The organism is Gottfriedia sp. NPDC057991, from assembly GCF_042886615.1.
GTDB lineage: Bacteria > Bacillota > Bacilli > Bacillales > Bacillaceae_G > Gottfriedia.
Map to the genome: position 1 here is coordinate 342461 of NZ_JBHVQN010000006.1, position 18077 is coordinate 360537.

Sequence of the window (18077 nt, forward strand, 5' to 3'; positions counted from 1 at the left end):
AATTTTAAAAACAGGGGATTTTATCCAACAAGGGAGATGAGGTGAACAAATTGAAAAAATTTTCTATTATTTTATTGAGTGTTGTTTTTTCAGCAATCTTTTTGGCTGGGTGTGATAACGATATTAAAGAAAAAAAGTCCTCATCTTCAATTGTAGCAATCGTTTATCAAACTTTATCGGATAGGGAAAAAGCTGAATTAGTAGATGATCGTGGCAAAGTAGAACAAAAAGTGGTTACAAACAAAATTGCACACCTAACGGATAAAAATTATGATGGAAAAGAAGTTTATGCTGTTACGTTTAAAACAAAAAACAGTCAATTAGCTGGTGATATTGTCGTTTATTTCGATGGTGAAACCCAGAAAGTTATCGGTAAAGGCTTTAGAGAATGAAAAGTTAAGAAGATTGTTGTACAACAAGATCCACACATTGATACTATCCCCTTATAGTAGAACCGTGCAAGAGCCTATCCTTTATATGGGTAGGTTTCTCTACTATAAGGGGATTTATTATGCCTTTAAAATCCCTATTAGGATGATCAAGACCTAAATTTAAATAATCCTTAAGAATAGAACGTTTAGCATAATAACCATGAGAATTATTTCATGTCTTATTTTTAATCATCTTATTTTAATATATACTATTCTATTATTTTGTCGCTAAATTCTAATTTTTCTTACAATAATTTCCAGTGTGGTTTAAAATATATGTAATCAGCTTTTAAACTTGAAAGGATGATGGAGTTGAAAAAACTTATTTTTGCAATTATTACACTAGGATTTCTGTTTGGACTTACATGGTTTATTTCAGATTTTATGCATGGTAAAATGATCGACTATGCGTTTTTTGTAGGTTTGATCGTAACGATAATCATACGATTTTTTACAAGTAGTGGCGGATTTGCAACCAATAGCATTAATTTAAGCACTCAAACACAGACTGGTATGAAAGTAACGGGGGAGAATGCTAGTCCTTTTACAGTAACCCAAAAGTCATTTTCATTACGGGTGTCTTTTACTTTTACAATCGTGTCTTTACTTATTACACTAGCTTATTACTGGAAAGTATTTTGAAATGAAGGAGTGAGATTAAGATCAAATGAGCATACGCTTTTATCTTTGGAAAAAATTCTATCAATTACTATTTACAATCATTTTGATTGGAATTATTGTAGCATTTTCAGCTAGCTTACATACGTCAAAAAATAAACTATTCTATTCGGTTTTAGAACAAATTAAATCGTTTGGTCATAGCTTTCTTCATTTAAACGAAATGACAATTCAGATCGGAATCTTTTCAAAGCAAACACCATTATGGAGCTACTTAGTAGAACCGTTTACCTATTCGTTTATTATTTTATCATCTTCTTTTATCTGTACATTCACGCTAGGTATCTTGTTTTCGTATGGAACCTATCTTTTATCACCCAAAATGCAAAGAGTCGTCAAAGAGGGATTATTTTTCTTACAAAGTATTCCTGATGTGATGTTCATATTCGCAGTTCAATTATTCATCATTTGGTTGTATAAAAAAACGAATATTCTCATTGTTGATCCTGTCGCAGGACTTGAGAAAGTCTATGTATTACCGATACTTGTGGTGTCTATTCTTCCTGGGATTATGTTATTTCAAATGACATATTTAGCGATTGAGGAAGAGAGTAAAAAAACATATGTTGAATTTGCAAAGTCAAAAGGGCTTTCAAGTGGGTGGATACTCTTCAAACATATCTTACGAAAAGTAGTTGTAACACTGTTTTCTCATTCGCACTATTTGTTTTGGTTGCTTGTATCGAATTTATTAGTTGTGGAATATTTATTTAACATGCATGGATTTTTTCATTTACTATACACCGTAATAAAAACACCTGATGTATTTTATATTTGCTTGGTTACTTTATTTTTACCATTCTTCTTGATTGAAATGATTTTTAATGTGGTTGCAATTAAACTGACAGGAAAGGAGCAATCTCAATGAAAAAAGGTTGGAAGCGAGTACCTTTCCTTGTATCCTTATTTTTTCTGCTTGGTTTAGTAGCTTTTAGTTTTCTTTCCGCGTATGTTTTAAAGGATCATATTCATGTTCAAACAACACTTTTGCGTGATGAAAACGGAAAAATGATAAAAACTCTACCGTTTCCGCCAAGTTGGGAGTATCCTTTTGGAGTTGACCGATTTGGTGCTAACATCTTTTGGGCAGTCATTGACGGTGCAAGGTACACTATTCTAATTGGATTAATCGTAAGCATCTTGCGGGTTGGGTTAGGTGTTTGTTTTGGGATTATTTACGGGATATATTTGAAAAAGATGCAAGCATTTTTTACAACTTTCGAACGAGCATTCCGTTTTATACCAGCAATTCTTCTCGTCATGTTGTTCTTTGATGTGAATCTATTTAGTGATGCTACAAACGGCTTTTCTTATATTGTTTCAATCATTTTTTGGTTAACAATTGTTGCATTACCTTCACTTACCCAAGCGGTAGGTAATGAAGTAAATCATTTTAGTAAAGAAGATTTTATTACCGCATCAAAACTGATGGGTGCAACGAAATTTCAGATTATTCGTAAACATATAATGCCATTTTTACGTTCTAGAATCTTACTAATGATTGTCCAACAAATGATTAGTATTCTATTATTACTTGTTCACTTAGCTGTATTTCGAGTGTTTGTCGGTGGTAGCACAACAGTTCATCTCGATTCTGTTAACAGTGTCAGTTTACCAAATACATATGAATGGTCGGCGTTAATCGGTGTGTCATACCAAGAATTAATGCTCAATCAATGGATCGTTTTTGGTCCGAGTATCGCATTTATCCTTACATTATTAGCTTGCAATGTTATGAAAAGAATGTTAGAAAGTGCTGAAGTAAGCGTTGTTATTCCAAAGACTGGGCAAACACCATTAAAAGAGATTAAACAGATAAAGAAATCGGACTTTACGTTTGTCGAAGCCGTGGTAAGGAATAAGAACATTAAAGAGTTTCAGTAAAGAATAAAAGGAACTTCGCTGGAAGTTCCTTTTTCATTCAAATCCTTTTAAAAGCGATGACATACGTTATATTATCACAGTAATAATATCATAATAACAATCATCTTATTAAACCATACTTCCATTTAGCTAATAAAAAAAATCTATTTCAACTCATTGTGTTAGTAAAACATCACAAGTTACATAATTGCAGCTTCTTTAAATTGTACAATTTAACAATATAGTTAAATATGAAAAAAGGACATCTGGAACGCTATATTGAATAAAGAGATAACAGTGAACTTAAAGATAAGTCGTTAAATTGAAAACAGGAAGATCTTAATAATTTAAAGGCGGTGTAAATTTATGAACAGCAGTCCAATTGTGAAAGAATACACCAATGATTATCAAGCTCAAGTAGTTGATTTAATTCTTGATATACAGCAACAAGAATACAGTATAAAGATTACCAAGGATGACCAGCCTGATTTGTTTACGATAGAAGAATTTTATCAGAATGGAAACGGGAACTTTTGGTTGGCTCTTTCTGGCGATAAGGTAGTTGGTACAATCAGTCTTTTAGACATAGGGAATCAACAAGTTGCGTTAAGAAAGATGTTTGTAGACAAGGAGTACAGAGGTGCAAAATATAATACTTCAATTCTCTTATTAAATAATGCGATTAAATGGGCGAAAGAAATGTCAATAAAAGCAATTTATCTTGGAACAACCCCTCAATTTTTAGCTGCTCATCGATTTTATGAAAAAAATGGATTTACAAGTGTAGAAGTTACAGATTTACCTAAGAATTTTCCAGTGATGAAGGTCGATAAAAAATTCTATAAGTACTTGGTTGAATAGATATATATGAATTTAATTATTTAGCGCAAAACAAGAAAAGAACAACTGTGGACTTAAGCAGTCCGTCGTTGTTCTTTTTTTCATATAAATATAATGTTTATACATTTACCTGAGGAAGAAGAATATGTTTTAGCGTATTTTCAGCTTCGTTTAATTGGATTGAAGTCTCAAATGTCGCTTGTGCTTGCCCTGCACCGCCGCCTCCTTTTCCTTCAACCTGTTTTAGTAAATTTTTAATTAGTTCTCCACAATGCACATCATTTTTTAGCTGATTAATGAGCAATAATTTTTGCTCTTTTACACTTGAAAATACAAGTAAAGATGGTTTCTTAGTCTGAATTGCTTTTGCGAGTAACTGTAAGTCTTTTACTGATTCTTCTTCAAAAGTTTTAATAATGATATCATTTGTTGCATTTAATAATAACTCGTTAGAAATTGAGTTAAAGATTGTTTCTTTCATTTTCTCGATTTCTTTTTGCGCTTCTTTTAGTTCATTAATCGTCATTTCGACTTTATCACTAACTTGATCAGTATGTGTATTAAATAATTGATTAATATTTGATAATGTTTTACTAGTTTTTTGAATTTCTTCTAGTGCTCTATAGCCACATTTAAAATGTAGTCTAGTAGTATGTCTTACTTTTTCAGTTTTAATTAATTTGATTAATCCAATTTCACCCGTTTGTTTTACATGAGTACCACAACAAGCAGATAAATCAGTATGAAAAATCTCTACAATTCGTATATTTTCTTCAACTTTTGGTAATTTGCGAAGTTGAAGTGCATTTAATTCTTCTTTATTTACGAAGTAGGTTTTAATTTCAATATTAGCAAGAATCTTTTCATATACTGCTCTTTCAATTTGATTTAATTGTTTAGCAGAAAGAGAAGGGGTATCTAAGTCAATCGTAACTGTCTCTTTTCCTAAATGAAAACTTACAGTAGGTAGATCAAATAGTTCAATAATGGTTGCTGAAAGTAAATGTTGGCCACTATGATGTTGCATATGATCAATTCTACGGTCCCAATTTATTTCACATGTTGCTTCCAATGTATCCGGTTTTGCATTTAAGACATGGATTACTTCTTCACCATCTTCTATTAAATCAACAATATCGATTCCATTAATTGTACCGGAATCAGATGGCTGCCCGCCACCTTCAGGATAAAAAGCAGAATCTTCAAGTTTGATATGAAATAATGAATCAATTTCTTTCATTTCAGTAATTTTAGTAAACCATTTTTTTAATGAGGGATGTTCAAAATATAGTTTATTTGCCATGATAATACCTCTAATCTTTTAATTTCTTACATTTGATGTCTAATTTAAATTATATAGAAACGAAATAAAAACTTAAAATATTATATATCTAATCTTAGCATAATTGACAATTACTCAAATAGATTTTAGTATTTAGTTAATTAACTAAATACTAAATCTTAGAGGTGTGAAATGTGAATGAATTATTTAAAGCATTATCGGATCCAACTCGAAGGAAAATTTTAGATTTATTAAAAGAGAAAGATTTAACGGCTGGGGAAATCTCGGAACAATTCGATATGTCAAAACCTAGTATTTCTCAACATCTTAAAATATTAAAGTCAGCTCAGTTAATTCAAGATGAAAAGAAGGGGCAATTTATTATTTATTCTCTAAATATGACGGTTTTCCAAGAAATTATAAGTTGGGCATTTAGTTTTAAAGAAAATAATTGAGAGGTGAATTATGTTGAAAAAGCATATCATTGCAATTTTACTATTTATTTGTTCACTAGTATTATGGATTATTAACTTTCATGATTTACCAAGTCAACTACCTGTTCACTGGGATTTTTCAGGTAATGTTAATAATTATGATTCAAAAATGCAAACGTTTATTGAACTGCATGCAATCATGCTTTTCGTTTATTTATTGCCAATTGTTACTCCGAAAATTGATCCAAGAAAAGAGAATTATAAGTTATTTCAAAGAAGCTTATATTTTATGGCAACAGGGATTTTATTTATTTTCTTTTTAATTAATATGAGTGTTTTATTTTATGGACTAGGCTATAACGTTCATATAGGCTCAATAAGTTTTCTCTTTATTGGCCTTTTGTTTATGTTTCTTGGAAATTATATGCCTCATGTTCGTTCGAATTATTTTATTGGCGTCCGTACACCTTGGACATTAAGTAATGAAAATGTTTGGAAAAAAACACATCGTGTTAGCGGTAGATTATTTCTGATCATTGGTTTATGTTTTTTATTACTTTATTTTATACCAGTGAGTAACAAGGGAATAATTGTTATTCCATTGATCATATTATTAGTTGGATTCCCAACTATATACTCATATATTTCCTTTAAAAAGGAAATGAAAAACTAAATTAAGCTGTTTTTTTACAAAATTTGGTGATTGTTTTTGAATTTATTTTAGAAAAAATTTAATTTCCTTTTAAAATATGGTATTGTAAAGAGTAGAGCAAAAGAGTTGGAGGAATATAATTAAAATGATTACAGTAAGCAATGTTAGTTTGCGTTTTGCGGACAGAAAATTATTTGATGATGTTAATATAAAGTTTACACCAGGTAACTGTTACGGTTTAATTGGTGCAAATGGTGCGGGTAAATCTACTTTTATTAAAATTTTATCTGGTGATATTGAGCCTTCTACAGGTGATGTAATTGTAACGCCAGGTGAGCGTCTTGCAGTATTAAAACAAAACCAGTTTGAATATGAAGAGTTCGAAGTTCTTCAAACTGTTATTATGGGTCATACTCGTCTTTTCGAAGTAATGAAAGAAAAAGATGCAATTTACATGAAGGAAGATTTCACTGAAGAAGATGGCATGAAAGCTGCAGAACTTGAAGGTGAGTTTGCAGAGTTAAATGGTTGGGAAGCAGAATCAGAAGCTGCGATTTTATTAAAAGGTCTTGGCATTACAGAAGAATTACATTATAAAAAAATGGCTGAATTACAAGCAGGCGAGAAAGTAAAAGTTTTACTTGCTCAAGCATTATTTGGTCAACCAGATATTCTTTTACTAGATGAGCCAACGAATAACTTAGATCTTAAAGCAGTTCAATGGTTAGAAAACTTCTTAATTAACTTTGAAAACACAGTTATCGTTGTATCACATGACCGTCACTTCTTAAATCAAGTATGTACGCATATGGCTGATTTAGATTTTGGTAAAATTCAACTTTATGTTGGTAACTATGATTTCTGGTATGAATCAAGTCAATTAGCTCAAAGATTAATGTCTGATGCTAATAAGAAAAAAGAAGAGAAAATTAAAGAACTACAAGGATTTATTGCTCGATTTAGCTCAAATGCATCAAAAGCAAAACAAGCTACTTCTCGTAAAAAACTTTTAGATAAAATTACGCTTGATGATATTAGACCATCTTCTCGTCGTTATCCATTCGTTGGATTTACGCCAGAGAGAGAAGTTGGAAATGATTTATTAACTGTTGACGGAATTTCAAAAACAATCGATGGTGAAAAAGTACTAGATAATGTGCGTTTTACTGTAAACAAAGGTGATAAAATTGCGTTTGTTGGTAAAAATGACGTTGCGATTTCAACTTTATTTAAAATTTTAATGGGTGAAATGGAGCCAGATAGTGGTTCATTTAAATGGGGTGTAACAACTTCTCAAGCATTTTTCCCTAAAGATAACTCTGAGTTCTTCGAAAAAAGTGATATGAACTTAATCGAATGGTTACGTCAGTTCTCTCCACAAGATGAGTCTGAAAGCTTCCTACGTGGTTTCTTAGGACGTATGCTATTCTCAGGCGAGGAAGTAATGAAAAAAGCTTCTGTTCTATCTGGGGGAGAAAAAGTTCGTTGCATGCTATCAAAAATGATGTTGAGTGGAGCAAACGTATTAGTATTAGATGATCCTACTAACCACTTAGACTTAGAGTCAATTACGGCATTAAATAATGGTTTAATTGCATTCAAAGGCACAGGTTTATTTACATCTCATGACCATCAGTTCATTCAAACAATTGCTAACCGTGTCATTGAAGTGACACCAAACGGTTTAGTTGATAAAGAGTGTACTTATGATGAGTTCTTAGAGAACAAGGATTTACAAAAGCAAGTAGAAGAGTTATATAAAAAGTAATTCAATATACACAGGCCTTTCACAATGAAAGCGAATATTTGTGAAAGGAGTGAAACCACTAATCAATTGATTAGTGGTTTTTCGTACTTTCATCTTGTTTTCATATTTGTTAAACTATAAAAAAGGGAGGAGAAAAAATGTCTGAGTTAAATGAAAATAAGTTTTTTAAAAAGTATTTAAAGAAAGCTTCTTCCTATTTAGGAAATAAAGAAAAATCAACGAATTTATTGAAAAAAGCAGCTAAGCTGGCACCGGATAAAAAAGGTGCTTTAGGTGAAGCTTGGGAAAAAGTAAATTTATTTATAGATCTATTTAAATCATATATTAATGGTAGTTATAGAGATATTTCCACAAAATCAATTTTAACTGTAATCGGGGCATTAATTTATTTTGTCAGTCCAATCGACGCAATACCAGATTTTATCGTAGGCTTAGGCTTTTTAGATGATGCAACGATTTTAGCGTATACATTTAAACAACTTAACAAAGATATTGAAAAGTATAAAATTTGGAAAGAAAATAATAACGAAAAAGATAAACCATCAAATTTAGTTGAAATTGAAGAGTCAGAGCAAGATCATGAGCTAAAAGATTAATATTTATAAAACAAAATTAAAAAAAGGTTGCCCATTATTTATTAATGAGCAACCTTTTTTATACCGATTAATAATGTACATGACTTTCTTCTTTTGACCAAACAATGAAAGGGTTTTCAATATCTTTGACTTTAATCATAATTTGTTCACTAGGTATCGTTCGATCTTCATATGGCAATGAAAGTTCATTATAAATATGTGCATCATCAAAACCAATTTTTGCAGCAGCATCTTTTGTGAAAAAATAATATATTTTTGAAATTCTAGACCAATAAGCAGCACTTAGACACATCGGGCATGGTTCACAACTAGTATATAAGACAGCATCCTTTAATATATATGTACCTAAATTTTGACATGCGTTTCGAATTGCTTGGACCTCTGCATGTGCAGTTGGATCATTTAATGTTGTGACACCATTTACTCCGGCACCAATTACTTTTCCATCTTTGACAATAACTGCTCCAAATGGTCCACCATTCTTATTTAATAAGTTTTCGTAAGCAAGCCTTACACTTAATTTAATCCAATCAGAGTGATTCAAACTAACACCACCTTTATAGTAATAAGGGCGAAAGGTATTTACATTTATCTAGTTTCTTAAGTTAATATAAATAAACATTCATTCAAATTGGTTAACAAATCGATTTATTTACCATTCTTTCAATCAACCATTAATATTAAAAAGGGTATCTTACTTATTTGTACACACTATTACAATATTTAAGAACAAAAATAATAGAGTAATAGCATACAAACAAAAATTTTTAATATAAAATTAAGTGCTTAACGAGATAAGAAAACTTATAAATATTGAAAATGTCGAATGATTTATTCAGAAATTTAAAGGAATTATTTGAACTGAATTAGAATATGTAAACGGTTACAACTTTTTTAAGGATGTGTTTCGAATGAAGAATTTCGGGAATTATATTCAATTGCAAGTGTATAGTGGTGGGAAAAAAAGTGAGATTCCTGTTAGATTTGAAGATTTAGAAAAGTTAGCACAAGATCAATTAGAGGAAGGACCTTTTTATTATATAGCAGGTGGCGCAGGTAGTGAGCGCTCAATGAATGAAAATCGATTAGCCTTTGATAAATGGAAAATTGTACCGCGAATGTTACGTAATGTGGCAGAGCGTGATATTAGTATAAATTTATTTGGCAAAACTTATAATTCGCCAGTTTTATTTGCTCCAATCGGTGTCCAGTCGATTGCACATCCTGAAGGGGAACTTGAAACTGCTAAAGCAGCAGCAGAATTGAATATTCCATACATTACTAGTACTGCATCAACTTACTCATTAGAAAAAGTTTCAACTGTTCTAGGAAATTCTCCTAAATGGTATCAATTATATTGTAGTAGTGATATGAAAATAGCAGCAAGTATGATTAAACGTGCTGAAGCAAGTGGCTACGAAGCGATTGTTATTACGCTTGATACCTCGATAATGGGCTGGAGAGAAAAAGATATTGAAAACGCATATTTACCATTTTTACAAGGACAAGGTATTGGTAACTATTTAGAGGATCCAGTATTCCGATCAAGATTAAATAATTCACCTGAGGAGGATCCACAGTCAGCGATTCTATTGTGGACAAGACTCTTTGGCAATCCTGCATTAACGTGGGAAGATTTAGCATTTTTGCGAAATCAAACAAAATTACCAATTTTATTAAAGGGAATTTTACATAAGGACGATGCGATGCTTGCACTTGAATATGGTATGGATGGCATCATCGTTTCTAATCATGGTGGTAGACAGGTTGATGGAACAATTAGTACTTTAGATGCATTAGAGAGTATTTGTAGTGAATTAAAAGGTAGATTACCAATTTTAATGGATAGTGGCATTAGAAGGGGTTCGGATATATATAAAGCATTAGCAATCGGTGCTGATGCAGTATTAATTGGTCGACCGTATATGTATGGCCTAGCTCTTGCTGGTAAAAACGGGGTAATCCAAGTAATGAAAAATATTTTAGCTGATTTTGATTTAACGATGGCACTATCTGGCCAAAAAAGTATCAGTGAATTAAAGCCATCTTTGTTAGTGAAAGAAAACCTTAGTAAACATTTTTAAAAATTAAAAAGAGCGACCACAGGAAGTGCTTAGACTAATGAGCCGCACTTTATTTTTGAAAATTAAATTATGCTGCGTTCTTTACTTCGGTGTATTCTTTAACGAAAAACTTCTCCATCATACACCCAATTACAAAACCAATTAAACCAGGTATTACCCAACCGAATCCTTTACTTTGCATTGGAACAATCGATAATAATTCATTTAGTCCGTTAGTTAAAAATGATGAATTGATGATCTCGATTAAGCTATAAATTCCAACAAATAAAATTGTTAATAAATAAACAGGTCTACCTTTAAATGGTAATTGATCGTGTAAAAGTGCTAGTACAATTAGTGCTATTGCCATTGGATATAAAAGACCTAATATTGGAACGGATACTTTTAATATTTGTGTAAGTCCTAAATTTGCTACGAAACCACTTATAAAACATAATAAGATAGCCCATTTTTTATAAGATAATTTAGGGAAAATACTATTAAAATATTGAGAACATGATGTGATTAAACCAATACAAACACTTAAACATGCAAGTGTAAAAATAAGTCCTAATACAATCGTTCCACCATTGCCAAATAATTGATTCATTACTGTCGTTAAGACGATTGCTCCATTGTCACTTTGTCCAGTAATCGTTGCTGAAGCACCTAAGTAGCCGATTATAAAATAAGTCAACGATAATAATACTGCACAAATTAAACCGAAAATAATTAAATAGTTAATTTGTAATTTTTGATTTGTAACATTTAATCTTTGAAAAATATTGATGAAAACAATCCCGTAGATTAATGCACAAATCCCATCCATTGTTTGATAGCCATCTAAAATTCCTTGTGAGATAGGATTCGATTTGTATGTTAAGGATGCATCTTTAAAACTAGATAAGTCTGTAAACATTGCTTTCATAAAAACAATTAAAATTAAGATTAATAAAGCTGGAGTTAAAATTTTACCGAATCTGTCAACTAATTTTGAAGGTGATTTAGCAAACCAATAAACGATACTAAAAAACACAATCGTATAAACTAATAGTCCAATTGGAGAAACAGCTAAATCTTCAGACAAAAATGGTTTAACCCCCATTTCATATGCCAGACTACTAGCTCGTGGAATAGCAAGCCCAGGTCTAATCGACAAGTAGATTGCCATCGGGAAGAGAAGCGCAAAAATAGGATGTACTCTTTTTACAAGGGTATCAAAATTACCGGATTTCGCTATTGCTATAAATGCTAAAATCGCAATACCTGCATCTGAAATAATAAATCCAATAATTGCTTGCCATACATTCTCTCCGGCTACTTGTCCAATATATGCTGGAAAAATTAAATTACCAGCACCAAATAACATAGAAAATAACATAAATCCAATAAATAGTATTTCTTTTTTTGTTAAAGTATTCAAATAATTCACCTCAGTCATCGTTGCATTTTAAAAATGATTTTCTCATTCTACCAAAAATTAACTCTATTTACTACAAAATCTATTAAAATTCTTACATTTTTCACAAATGATGAAAAAATTTTCTTTCGTCCTTATTTTTATTACTTAAAGCATAAGAAAACTTGTCCTTTAACTATATATACTTATAGGCTTTTTTAAGGGAGGACTAGAATGATTCAATTTCAAGATATATCTTTTAAGTTTTCAAATGGAAAAAGTGCAGTTCAGGATTTATCTTTTTCAATTCAAACTGGTGAATGTTTTGTTTTAATTGGCCCAAGTGGCTGTGGAAAAACAACAACAATTAAATTAATAAATAGATTAATTAAACCGACTGATGGTGAAATTTTTTATCATGATAAAAACATTAAAGATTATGATGAACATAAGCTGAGGAGAGAGTTTGGATATGTACTTCAACAAATTGCACTATTTCCCCATTTGAATGTTGAAGAAAATATTTCAATTGTACCGGAATTAAAAAAATGGAACAAAGCACAAATAAAAGAGCGCACTCGAGAATTATTAGAATTAGTAAAATTAAATCCTTTGGAATTTAGTAAAAGACCGATTTCAGAGTTATCTGGGGGTCAACAACAGCGGGTAGGTGTAGCAAGGGCTTTGGCAGGTGATCCAAACTTATTATTAATGGACGAACCATTCAGTGCATTAGATCCGATTACAAGATTACAATTACAAAAGGATCTTATGCAATTAAAAACAAAGATTAGTAAAACGATCCTTTTCGTTACTCATGATTTAGACGAGGCATTTTATTTAGGAGACCGAATCGGAATCATGCACGATGGTGAACTAGTTCAAGTAGGCACGAAGGACGAAATTTTAAATAATCCAGTCAATCCTTTTGTTGAACAATTTATAGACAATTATCGTGGTAGAGCTGTTGTAAAGGAGGGAATATAAGATGATTCTCACTTCATTTACAACGACTCTTGCAAATAGAAAAGAGCAATTATTAACAGCTTTGTTAGAGCATATTCAAATTTCAGTATTTGCCCTAATTATTGCAATAATTCTAGCTGTCCCGATTGGAATTTACTTAACGAAGAAGAAAGTACTCCCTGAGTTTGTAATTGGAACTACAGCAGTTATTCAAACCATACCTTCATTGGCGCTTTTAGGAATTTTAATACCATTAGTAGGTATTGGAAAGATTCCAGCAGTAATTGCGTTAAGTGTATATGCATTATTGCCGATCTTGCGAAATACATATACCGGAATTAAGGAGATTGATCCGATCCTATTGGAGGCAGCAACTGGTTTAGGAATGAATGGTAGACAGAGACTTTTTAAGGTTGAATTACCATTAGCATTACCAGTTATGATGGCGGGAATCCGAACTGCGATGGTCATAATTGTTGGAACTGCAACAATCGCTGCTTTAATAGGAGCTGGTGGTTTAGGTAGTTTAATTTTATTAGGTATCGACCGAAACGATATGAATTTAATCATAATAGGGGCAATACCTTCAGCACTTTTAGCCATTATATTTGATTTTATTTTAAGATTAATAGAGAAGAGGAGTTTTAAGAGTTTTTCATTAAGGATCATAACGGCTAGTTTTATTTTATTAGCATTATTATTTTCTCCATTAACAATTAAATCTTGGAATAAAACAGATCTTGTCATTGCTGGAAAATTAGGTGCTGAACCAGAAATAATAATGAATATGTATAAATTAATGATTGAGGATGAAACGAATCTAAATGTGGAAGTAAAGCCTAATTTTGGTAAAACAACATTTGTGTTTAATGCATTAAAAAAAGGTGACATTGATATTTATCCAGAATATACAGGTACGGTCGTTTCTACTTTTTTGAAGGAAAAGGCTGTTAGTAATGATGCAAAAGCTGTATATGAACAAGCTGCTGAAGGTTTAGCAAAAAAATATAATTTGAGCTATTTGGAACCTATGAAATTTAATGACACTTATGCATTAGCAGTTCCAGATCACATTTCAAAACAATTTGGAATCGAAACGATTTCAGATGCAACCAAAGTAGCAAATCAGTTAAAAGCGGGTTTCACTTTAGAATTTACTGATCGTGATGACGGATATTTAGGATTGCAAAAATTATATGGATTGAAGTTTCAAAATTTAAAAACGATGGAGCCAAAGTTGAGATATGATGCAATTCAATCGGGGGATCTCTCAATTATCGATGCATATTCAACTGATAGTGAGCTCCAAAGTTATAACATGAAGGTGTTAGTCGATGATAAAAATTTATTCCCACCATATCAATGTGCACCACTTCTAAGAAAAGAAACACTTAAAAAGTATCCAGAAGTTAAAAGTATTTTAAATAAATTACAAAATAAAATAACGGATGATGAAATGCGAGAAATGAATTATAAAGTAAATGTTAGTGGAAAATCTGCCGAAAGTGTTGCTAGAGAGTTTTTGAAGGATGAGGGTTTACTAAAATAAACGAAATGGACTGTCTTATTGGTCAGAGGAACTGATCAAAGCAGTCCTTTTTTGTTGCAAACATAAGTATTACACTTGTACGTAAAGTTTTATGTATTCACAGTTAATATTTAACAGATTCGTAGTGACTTTTAATTCGATTTAGCTAGAATTAATGAAAATTTGCTAGTTTTCTTTTTGAGAGTATGAACTTTAGAACAGTTTTTGGGGTGAAATACCATAACTGGTATGGGTAATATTGTATCTTAATTGCACTTTTACTAGATTTAATTGCAGATTTGCAAATTTTAATTGCAGTTTTACAAATTTAATTGCGGATTCGCTAATTTTAATTGCAGATTCACATATTTTAATTACAGTTCGCCGTTTACTTGCACAGACAGATATTTTTAATTGCAGTACCCTATGCCTTATATCCAGTTCAGACTAACTAATAAAAAAGAGGGTGGCCTAAAAAATAGGCTACCCTCGTTTTTGTTATCATACGATAAGAATTTTAATTTTTAATCATTATAGGCTCCGGTTAACATCTCACTTACAAAAGAATCATTTTCCCATTCTTCATAAGAGAAATCTACTGAGTAGTCCTGATCGGATTTTTCGTCTTTAATCTGAATGTCAAAATGATTACTCATTACTTTCAACACTTCATTGATTTCGTTAACAGTCCCATTAATTTGTAAAGTAGCCATTTTTACTCGCCTCCGATTTTAATTCACAGAAAATTCTGTATAAAGTAACCATATGATAATCCTTTTAAAAACATTTTTCAAGAGTAAAATTTTGTCGAAAAAATATTTTGAAAAAATGTAAAGGTTTTCATTGTTGATTTACCAATATTTATACGATTTTTGAATAAAATATGAATTTTAAATTTTCTAAAAACTTGTTGATTAATTTCTTAGATTGGAATAAAGTAAGTACAAATATTTTAACTCTTGAGGAGGATTAACCGTGACAGAGCAACAGATTTTTTTAAATGGTGAATTCGTTCAAAAACAAGATGCTAAAGTTTCTGTATATGATCATGGATATCTATATGGAGATGGAGTATTCGAAGGGATTCGCGTATACGATGGCAATGTATTTCGCTTAAAAGAACATCTCATTCGATTATATGAATCAGCAAAATCAATTTTATTAACAATTCCTTATTCTTTAGAAGAGTTAACACAAATTGTTGTTGATACAGTAAATCGAAATAATTTACATAGTGGTTATATTCGACTCGTCGTCTCAAGAGGTGAAGGAAATCTTGGATTAGATCCAACTTCTTGTCCAAGAGCAAATGTAGTTGTCATTGCTGAACAACTAGCACTGTTTCCACAAGAACTATACGAAAATGGTATGGAAATTGTAACAGTAGCAACGAGAAGAAATCGAAGTGATGTATTAAATCCACAAATTAAATCTTTAAATTACTTAAATAACATATTAGTAAAAATTGAAGCGAAACTAGCTGGTGTTCAAGAAGCACTAATGCTAAACGATCAAGGCTTTGTAGCTGAAGGTTCAGGAGATAATGTCTTTTTAGTAAAAGGGAACAAGTTAATTACACCACCGAGTTCAGCGGGTGCATTAGAAGGTATTACTCGTAATGCAATTATGGAATTAGGTGACACATTAGGTTACGAAGTTGAGGAAAAATTGTTCACTAGACATGATGTTTATATAGCCGATGAGGTTTTCTTAACAGGAACAGCAGCTGAAGTAATTGGCGTATCTAAGGTAGATGGACGAGTGATTGGTGATGGAAAACCAGGACCAAATACACAAAGATTATTAAAAGCATTTCGTCAATTAGTAGTTGAAGATGGAGAAAAAATTTACGTAAAACAAGGGTGATAAATTGTGCGAAGTGACATGATTAAAAAAGGAATCGACCGAGCGCCACATCGTAGCTTATTATTAGCGGCAGGTGTAAAAGAGGAAGATTTTAATAAACCATTTATAGCGATTTGTAATTCATATATTGATATTGTTCCAGGTCATATACATTTAAGGGAAATGGCTGATGTTGTAAAACAAGCGATTAGAGATGCTGGTGGAGTTCCATTTGAGTTTAATACGATTGGTGTCGATGATGGAATCGCAATGGGGCATATCGGAATGAGGTATTCTTTACCAAGTAGGGAAATCATTGCCGATGCAGCCGAAACTGTAATTAATGCACATTGGTTTGATGGAGTATTTTATATGCCAAATTGCGATAAAATCACACCTGGAATGCTAATGGCAGCTGTTCGTACAAATGTACCAGCAGTTTTTGTATCAGGTGGACCAATGGCAGGCGGACTATCTAAAGATGGAAAGGCTCTATCCCTTGTATCAGTATTTGAAGGTGTAGGTGCTTTTAAATCAGGAAAAATGAGTGTAGAAGAATTACTCGATATCGAAAAGTCAGCATGTCCAACATGTGGATCATGTTCTGGAATGTTCACAGCAAATTCAATGAATTGCATTATGGAGATGCTTGGTGTAGCACTACCGTATAACGGGACAATACTTGCTACAAGTAAAGACAGACATCAATTAATCCGTGATGCAGCTATTCATCTAATGGATTGCATTGAAAATGATATAAAGCCAAGAGACATTATTACAAAAGAGGCAATTGATGATGCATTTGCACTAGATATGGCAATGGGTGGGTCAACAAATACTGTTTTACACTTAATGGCCATCGCAAATGAAGCAGGAGTTGATTACGACTTAAAGGATATAAATGACGTAGCTAGAAGAGTACCTTATTTATCTAAAATTAGTCCTGCCTCTCACTATTCAATGCATGATGTTCATTTAGCAGGTGGTGTTCCAGCAATTATTAAAGAACTTACTACTATTCCTGGAGCAATCAATAGTGACCGCATTACAATTACGGGAAAAACTTTATTCGAGAATGTGCAAGAAGCCACAATCTCTAATAGTGAAGTGATTCGTAAAAAAGAAAATCCTTATTCACAAACAGGCGGATTATCAATCTTACATGGCAATCTAGCCCCAGATGGAGCAGTTATTAAAGTAGGTGCCGTTGACCCTTCTATCCAAACATTTATTGGTGAAGCAATTTGTTTTGACTCACACGATGAAGCGGTTGAAGCGATTGATGAAGGTCTCGTTAAAGAGGGTCATGTCGTTGTCATTCGATATGAGGGTCCAAAAGGTGGACCTGGAATGCCAGAAATGCTTGCACCAACTTCATCAATTGTCGGAAGAGGTTTAGGAACAAAAGTTGCGTTAATTACAGATGGTCGTTTTTCGGGTGCTACTAGAGGAATTGCAATTGGACATATTTCTCCTGAAGCGGCTGAAGGTGGACCAATTGCATATATTGAAGATGGCGATGAAATCATAATCGATCTTTTATCAAGAAGTATTACATTATCAATTTCAAACGAAACGTTAGAATCTCGTAAAACATCCTATAAATTACATGAACCAAAAGTTAAAACGGGTTATTTAGCAAGATATGCAAAGTTAGTTACTTCTGCTAATACAGGCGGAATATTAAAAATATGAAAAAGCATTGAAAGAGAAAAGTAGTTATGAAAAGGAT

General features: G+C 31.9%; 18 protein-coding genes and 1 other annotated feature (1 of these 19 cut by a window edge). Of the genes, 14 read left to right on the forward strand and 4 right to left on the reverse strand.

The genetic code is table 11. The features are described from left to right. Positions 1-50 precede the first annotated feature (50 nt). The 5 genes from ACFVR2_RS20515 (at position 51) to ACFVR2_RS20535 (ending at position 3833) form a co-directional block, all read left to right on the forward strand. Positions 51-392, forward strand: coding sequence for a hypothetical protein (locus ACFVR2_RS20515; RefSeq protein WP_387366013.1), 342 nt, complete (start codon positions 51-53; stop codon positions 390-392). A 351-nt stretch (positions 393-743) separates the two neighbouring features. Next, positions 744-1073, forward strand: a complete 330-nt coding sequence (locus tag ACFVR2_RS20520; protein WP_387366016.1) for a hypothetical protein — start codon at positions 744-746, stop codon at positions 1071-1073. A 25-nt stretch (positions 1074-1098) separates the two neighbouring features. Further along, positions 1099-1977: an ABC transporter permease subunit gene (locus ACFVR2_RS20525; protein ID WP_387366019.1), complete on the forward strand. Its 879-nt coding sequence runs from the start codon at positions 1099-1101 to the stop codon at positions 1975-1977. Further along, positions 1974-2993 carry an ABC transporter permease gene (locus tag ACFVR2_RS20530; protein ID WP_387366022.1) on the forward strand — a complete coding sequence of 340 codons (1020 nt, stop codon included), beginning with the start codon at positions 1974-1976 and terminating at the stop codon, positions 2991-2993. The genes ACFVR2_RS20525 and ACFVR2_RS20530 overlap by 4 nt, the downstream gene beginning before the upstream one ends. Positions 2994-3338: 345 nt before the next feature. Next, the gene (locus ACFVR2_RS20535; protein WP_387366025.1) at positions 3339-3833 is read left to right on the forward strand and encodes a GNAT family N-acetyltransferase; all 495 of its coding nucleotides are present in this window, start codon (positions 3339-3341) and stop codon (positions 3831-3833) included. 97 nt (positions 3834-3930) lie between these two features. Here the strand turns inward: ACFVR2_RS20535 and ACFVR2_RS20540 are convergent, their stop codons facing one another. Beyond that, positions 3931-5115, reverse strand: coding sequence for an alanyl-tRNA editing protein (locus ACFVR2_RS20540; RefSeq protein WP_387366028.1), 1185 nt, complete (start codon positions 5113-5115; stop codon positions 3931-3933). A gap of 173 nt (positions 5116-5288) precedes the next feature. Between ACFVR2_RS20540 and ACFVR2_RS20545 the strand changes: the two genes are divergently transcribed. From ACFVR2_RS20545 to ACFVR2_RS20560, 4 genes are all read left to right on the forward strand, one after another. Continuing rightward, entirely contained in the window at positions 5289-5549 is a 261-nt protein-coding gene (locus ACFVR2_RS20545; protein WP_387366031.1) for an autorepressor SdpR family transcription factor, read from the forward strand. 10 nt (positions 5550-5559) lie between these two features. Further along, complete coding sequence (locus tag ACFVR2_RS20550; protein ID WP_387366034.1) at positions 5560-6201, forward strand: SdpI family protein; 642 nt, start codon at positions 5560-5562, stop codon at positions 6199-6201. 124 nt (positions 6202-6325) lie between these two features. After that, on the forward strand, positions 6326-7948 hold the full coding sequence (locus ACFVR2_RS20555; RefSeq protein WP_387366037.1) for an ABC-F family ATP-binding cassette domain-containing protein: 1623 nt from the start codon (positions 6326-6328) through the stop codon (positions 7946-7948). A 137-nt stretch (positions 7949-8085) separates the two neighbouring features. Further along, entirely contained in the window at positions 8086-8544 is a 459-nt protein-coding gene (locus ACFVR2_RS20560; protein WP_387366040.1) for a YkvA family protein, read from the forward strand. A 67-nt stretch (positions 8545-8611) separates the two neighbouring features. Here the strand turns inward: ACFVR2_RS20560 and ACFVR2_RS20565 are convergent, their stop codons facing one another. Then, a complete protein-coding gene (locus ACFVR2_RS20565; protein ID WP_387366043.1) occupies positions 8612-9088 on the reverse strand; it encodes a nucleoside deaminase in 477 nt (158 codons plus the stop codon). Between the two features lie 367 nt (positions 9089-9455). On the opposite strand from ACFVR2_RS20565, the gene ACFVR2_RS20570 reads away from it, so the two are divergent. Continuing rightward, complete coding sequence (locus ACFVR2_RS20570; RefSeq protein ID WP_387366046.1) at positions 9456-10628, forward strand: lactate 2-monooxygenase; 1173 nt, start codon at positions 9456-9458, stop codon at positions 10626-10628. A gap of 67 nt (positions 10629-10695) precedes the next feature. On the opposite strand, the gene brnQ is transcribed toward ACFVR2_RS20570, so the two are convergent. Next, on the reverse strand, positions 10696-12030 hold the full coding sequence (gene brnQ, locus ACFVR2_RS20575) for a branched-chain amino acid transport system II carrier protein (RefSeq protein ID WP_387366049.1): 1335 nt from the start codon (positions 12028-12030) through the stop codon (positions 10696-10698). 210 nt (positions 12031-12240) lie between these two features. On the opposite strand from brnQ, the gene ACFVR2_RS20580 reads away from it, so the two are divergent. Beyond that, positions 12241-12993 (forward strand): ABC transporter ATP-binding protein, encoded by a 753-nt coding sequence (locus ACFVR2_RS20580; RefSeq protein ID WP_387366052.1) that lies wholly within the window; start codon positions 12241-12243, stop codon positions 12991-12993. Between the two features lies 1 nt (position 12994). Continuing rightward, positions 12995-14521 (forward strand): ABC transporter permease/substrate-binding protein, encoded by a 1527-nt coding sequence (locus ACFVR2_RS20585; RefSeq protein ID WP_387366055.1) that lies wholly within the window; start codon positions 12995-12997, stop codon positions 14519-14521. 503 nt (positions 14522-15024) lie between these two features. On the opposite strand, the gene ACFVR2_RS20590 is transcribed toward ACFVR2_RS20585, so the two are convergent. Beyond that, positions 15025-15213, reverse strand: coding sequence for a hypothetical protein (locus tag ACFVR2_RS20590; protein ID WP_088011704.1), 189 nt, complete (start codon positions 15211-15213; stop codon positions 15025-15027). Positions 15214-15475: 262 nt separating this feature from the next. Between ACFVR2_RS20590 and ilvE the strand changes: the two genes are divergently transcribed. Continuing rightward, the gene (gene ilvE, locus ACFVR2_RS20595; protein WP_069032489.1) at positions 15476-16366 is read left to right on the forward strand and encodes a branched-chain-amino-acid transaminase; all 891 of its coding nucleotides are present in this window, start codon (positions 15476-15478) and stop codon (positions 16364-16366) included. 6 nt (positions 16367-16372) lie between these two features. Continuing rightward, positions 16373-18040 carry a dihydroxy-acid dehydratase gene (gene ilvD, locus ACFVR2_RS20600; RefSeq protein ID WP_387366060.1) on the forward strand — a complete coding sequence of 556 codons (1668 nt, stop codon included), beginning with the start codon at positions 16373-16375 and terminating at the stop codon, positions 18038-18040. Further along, positions 18039-18077 (forward strand) — a binding site (T-box leader); it runs 198 nt beyond the window's last position. Its footprint overlaps the gene before it by 2 nt.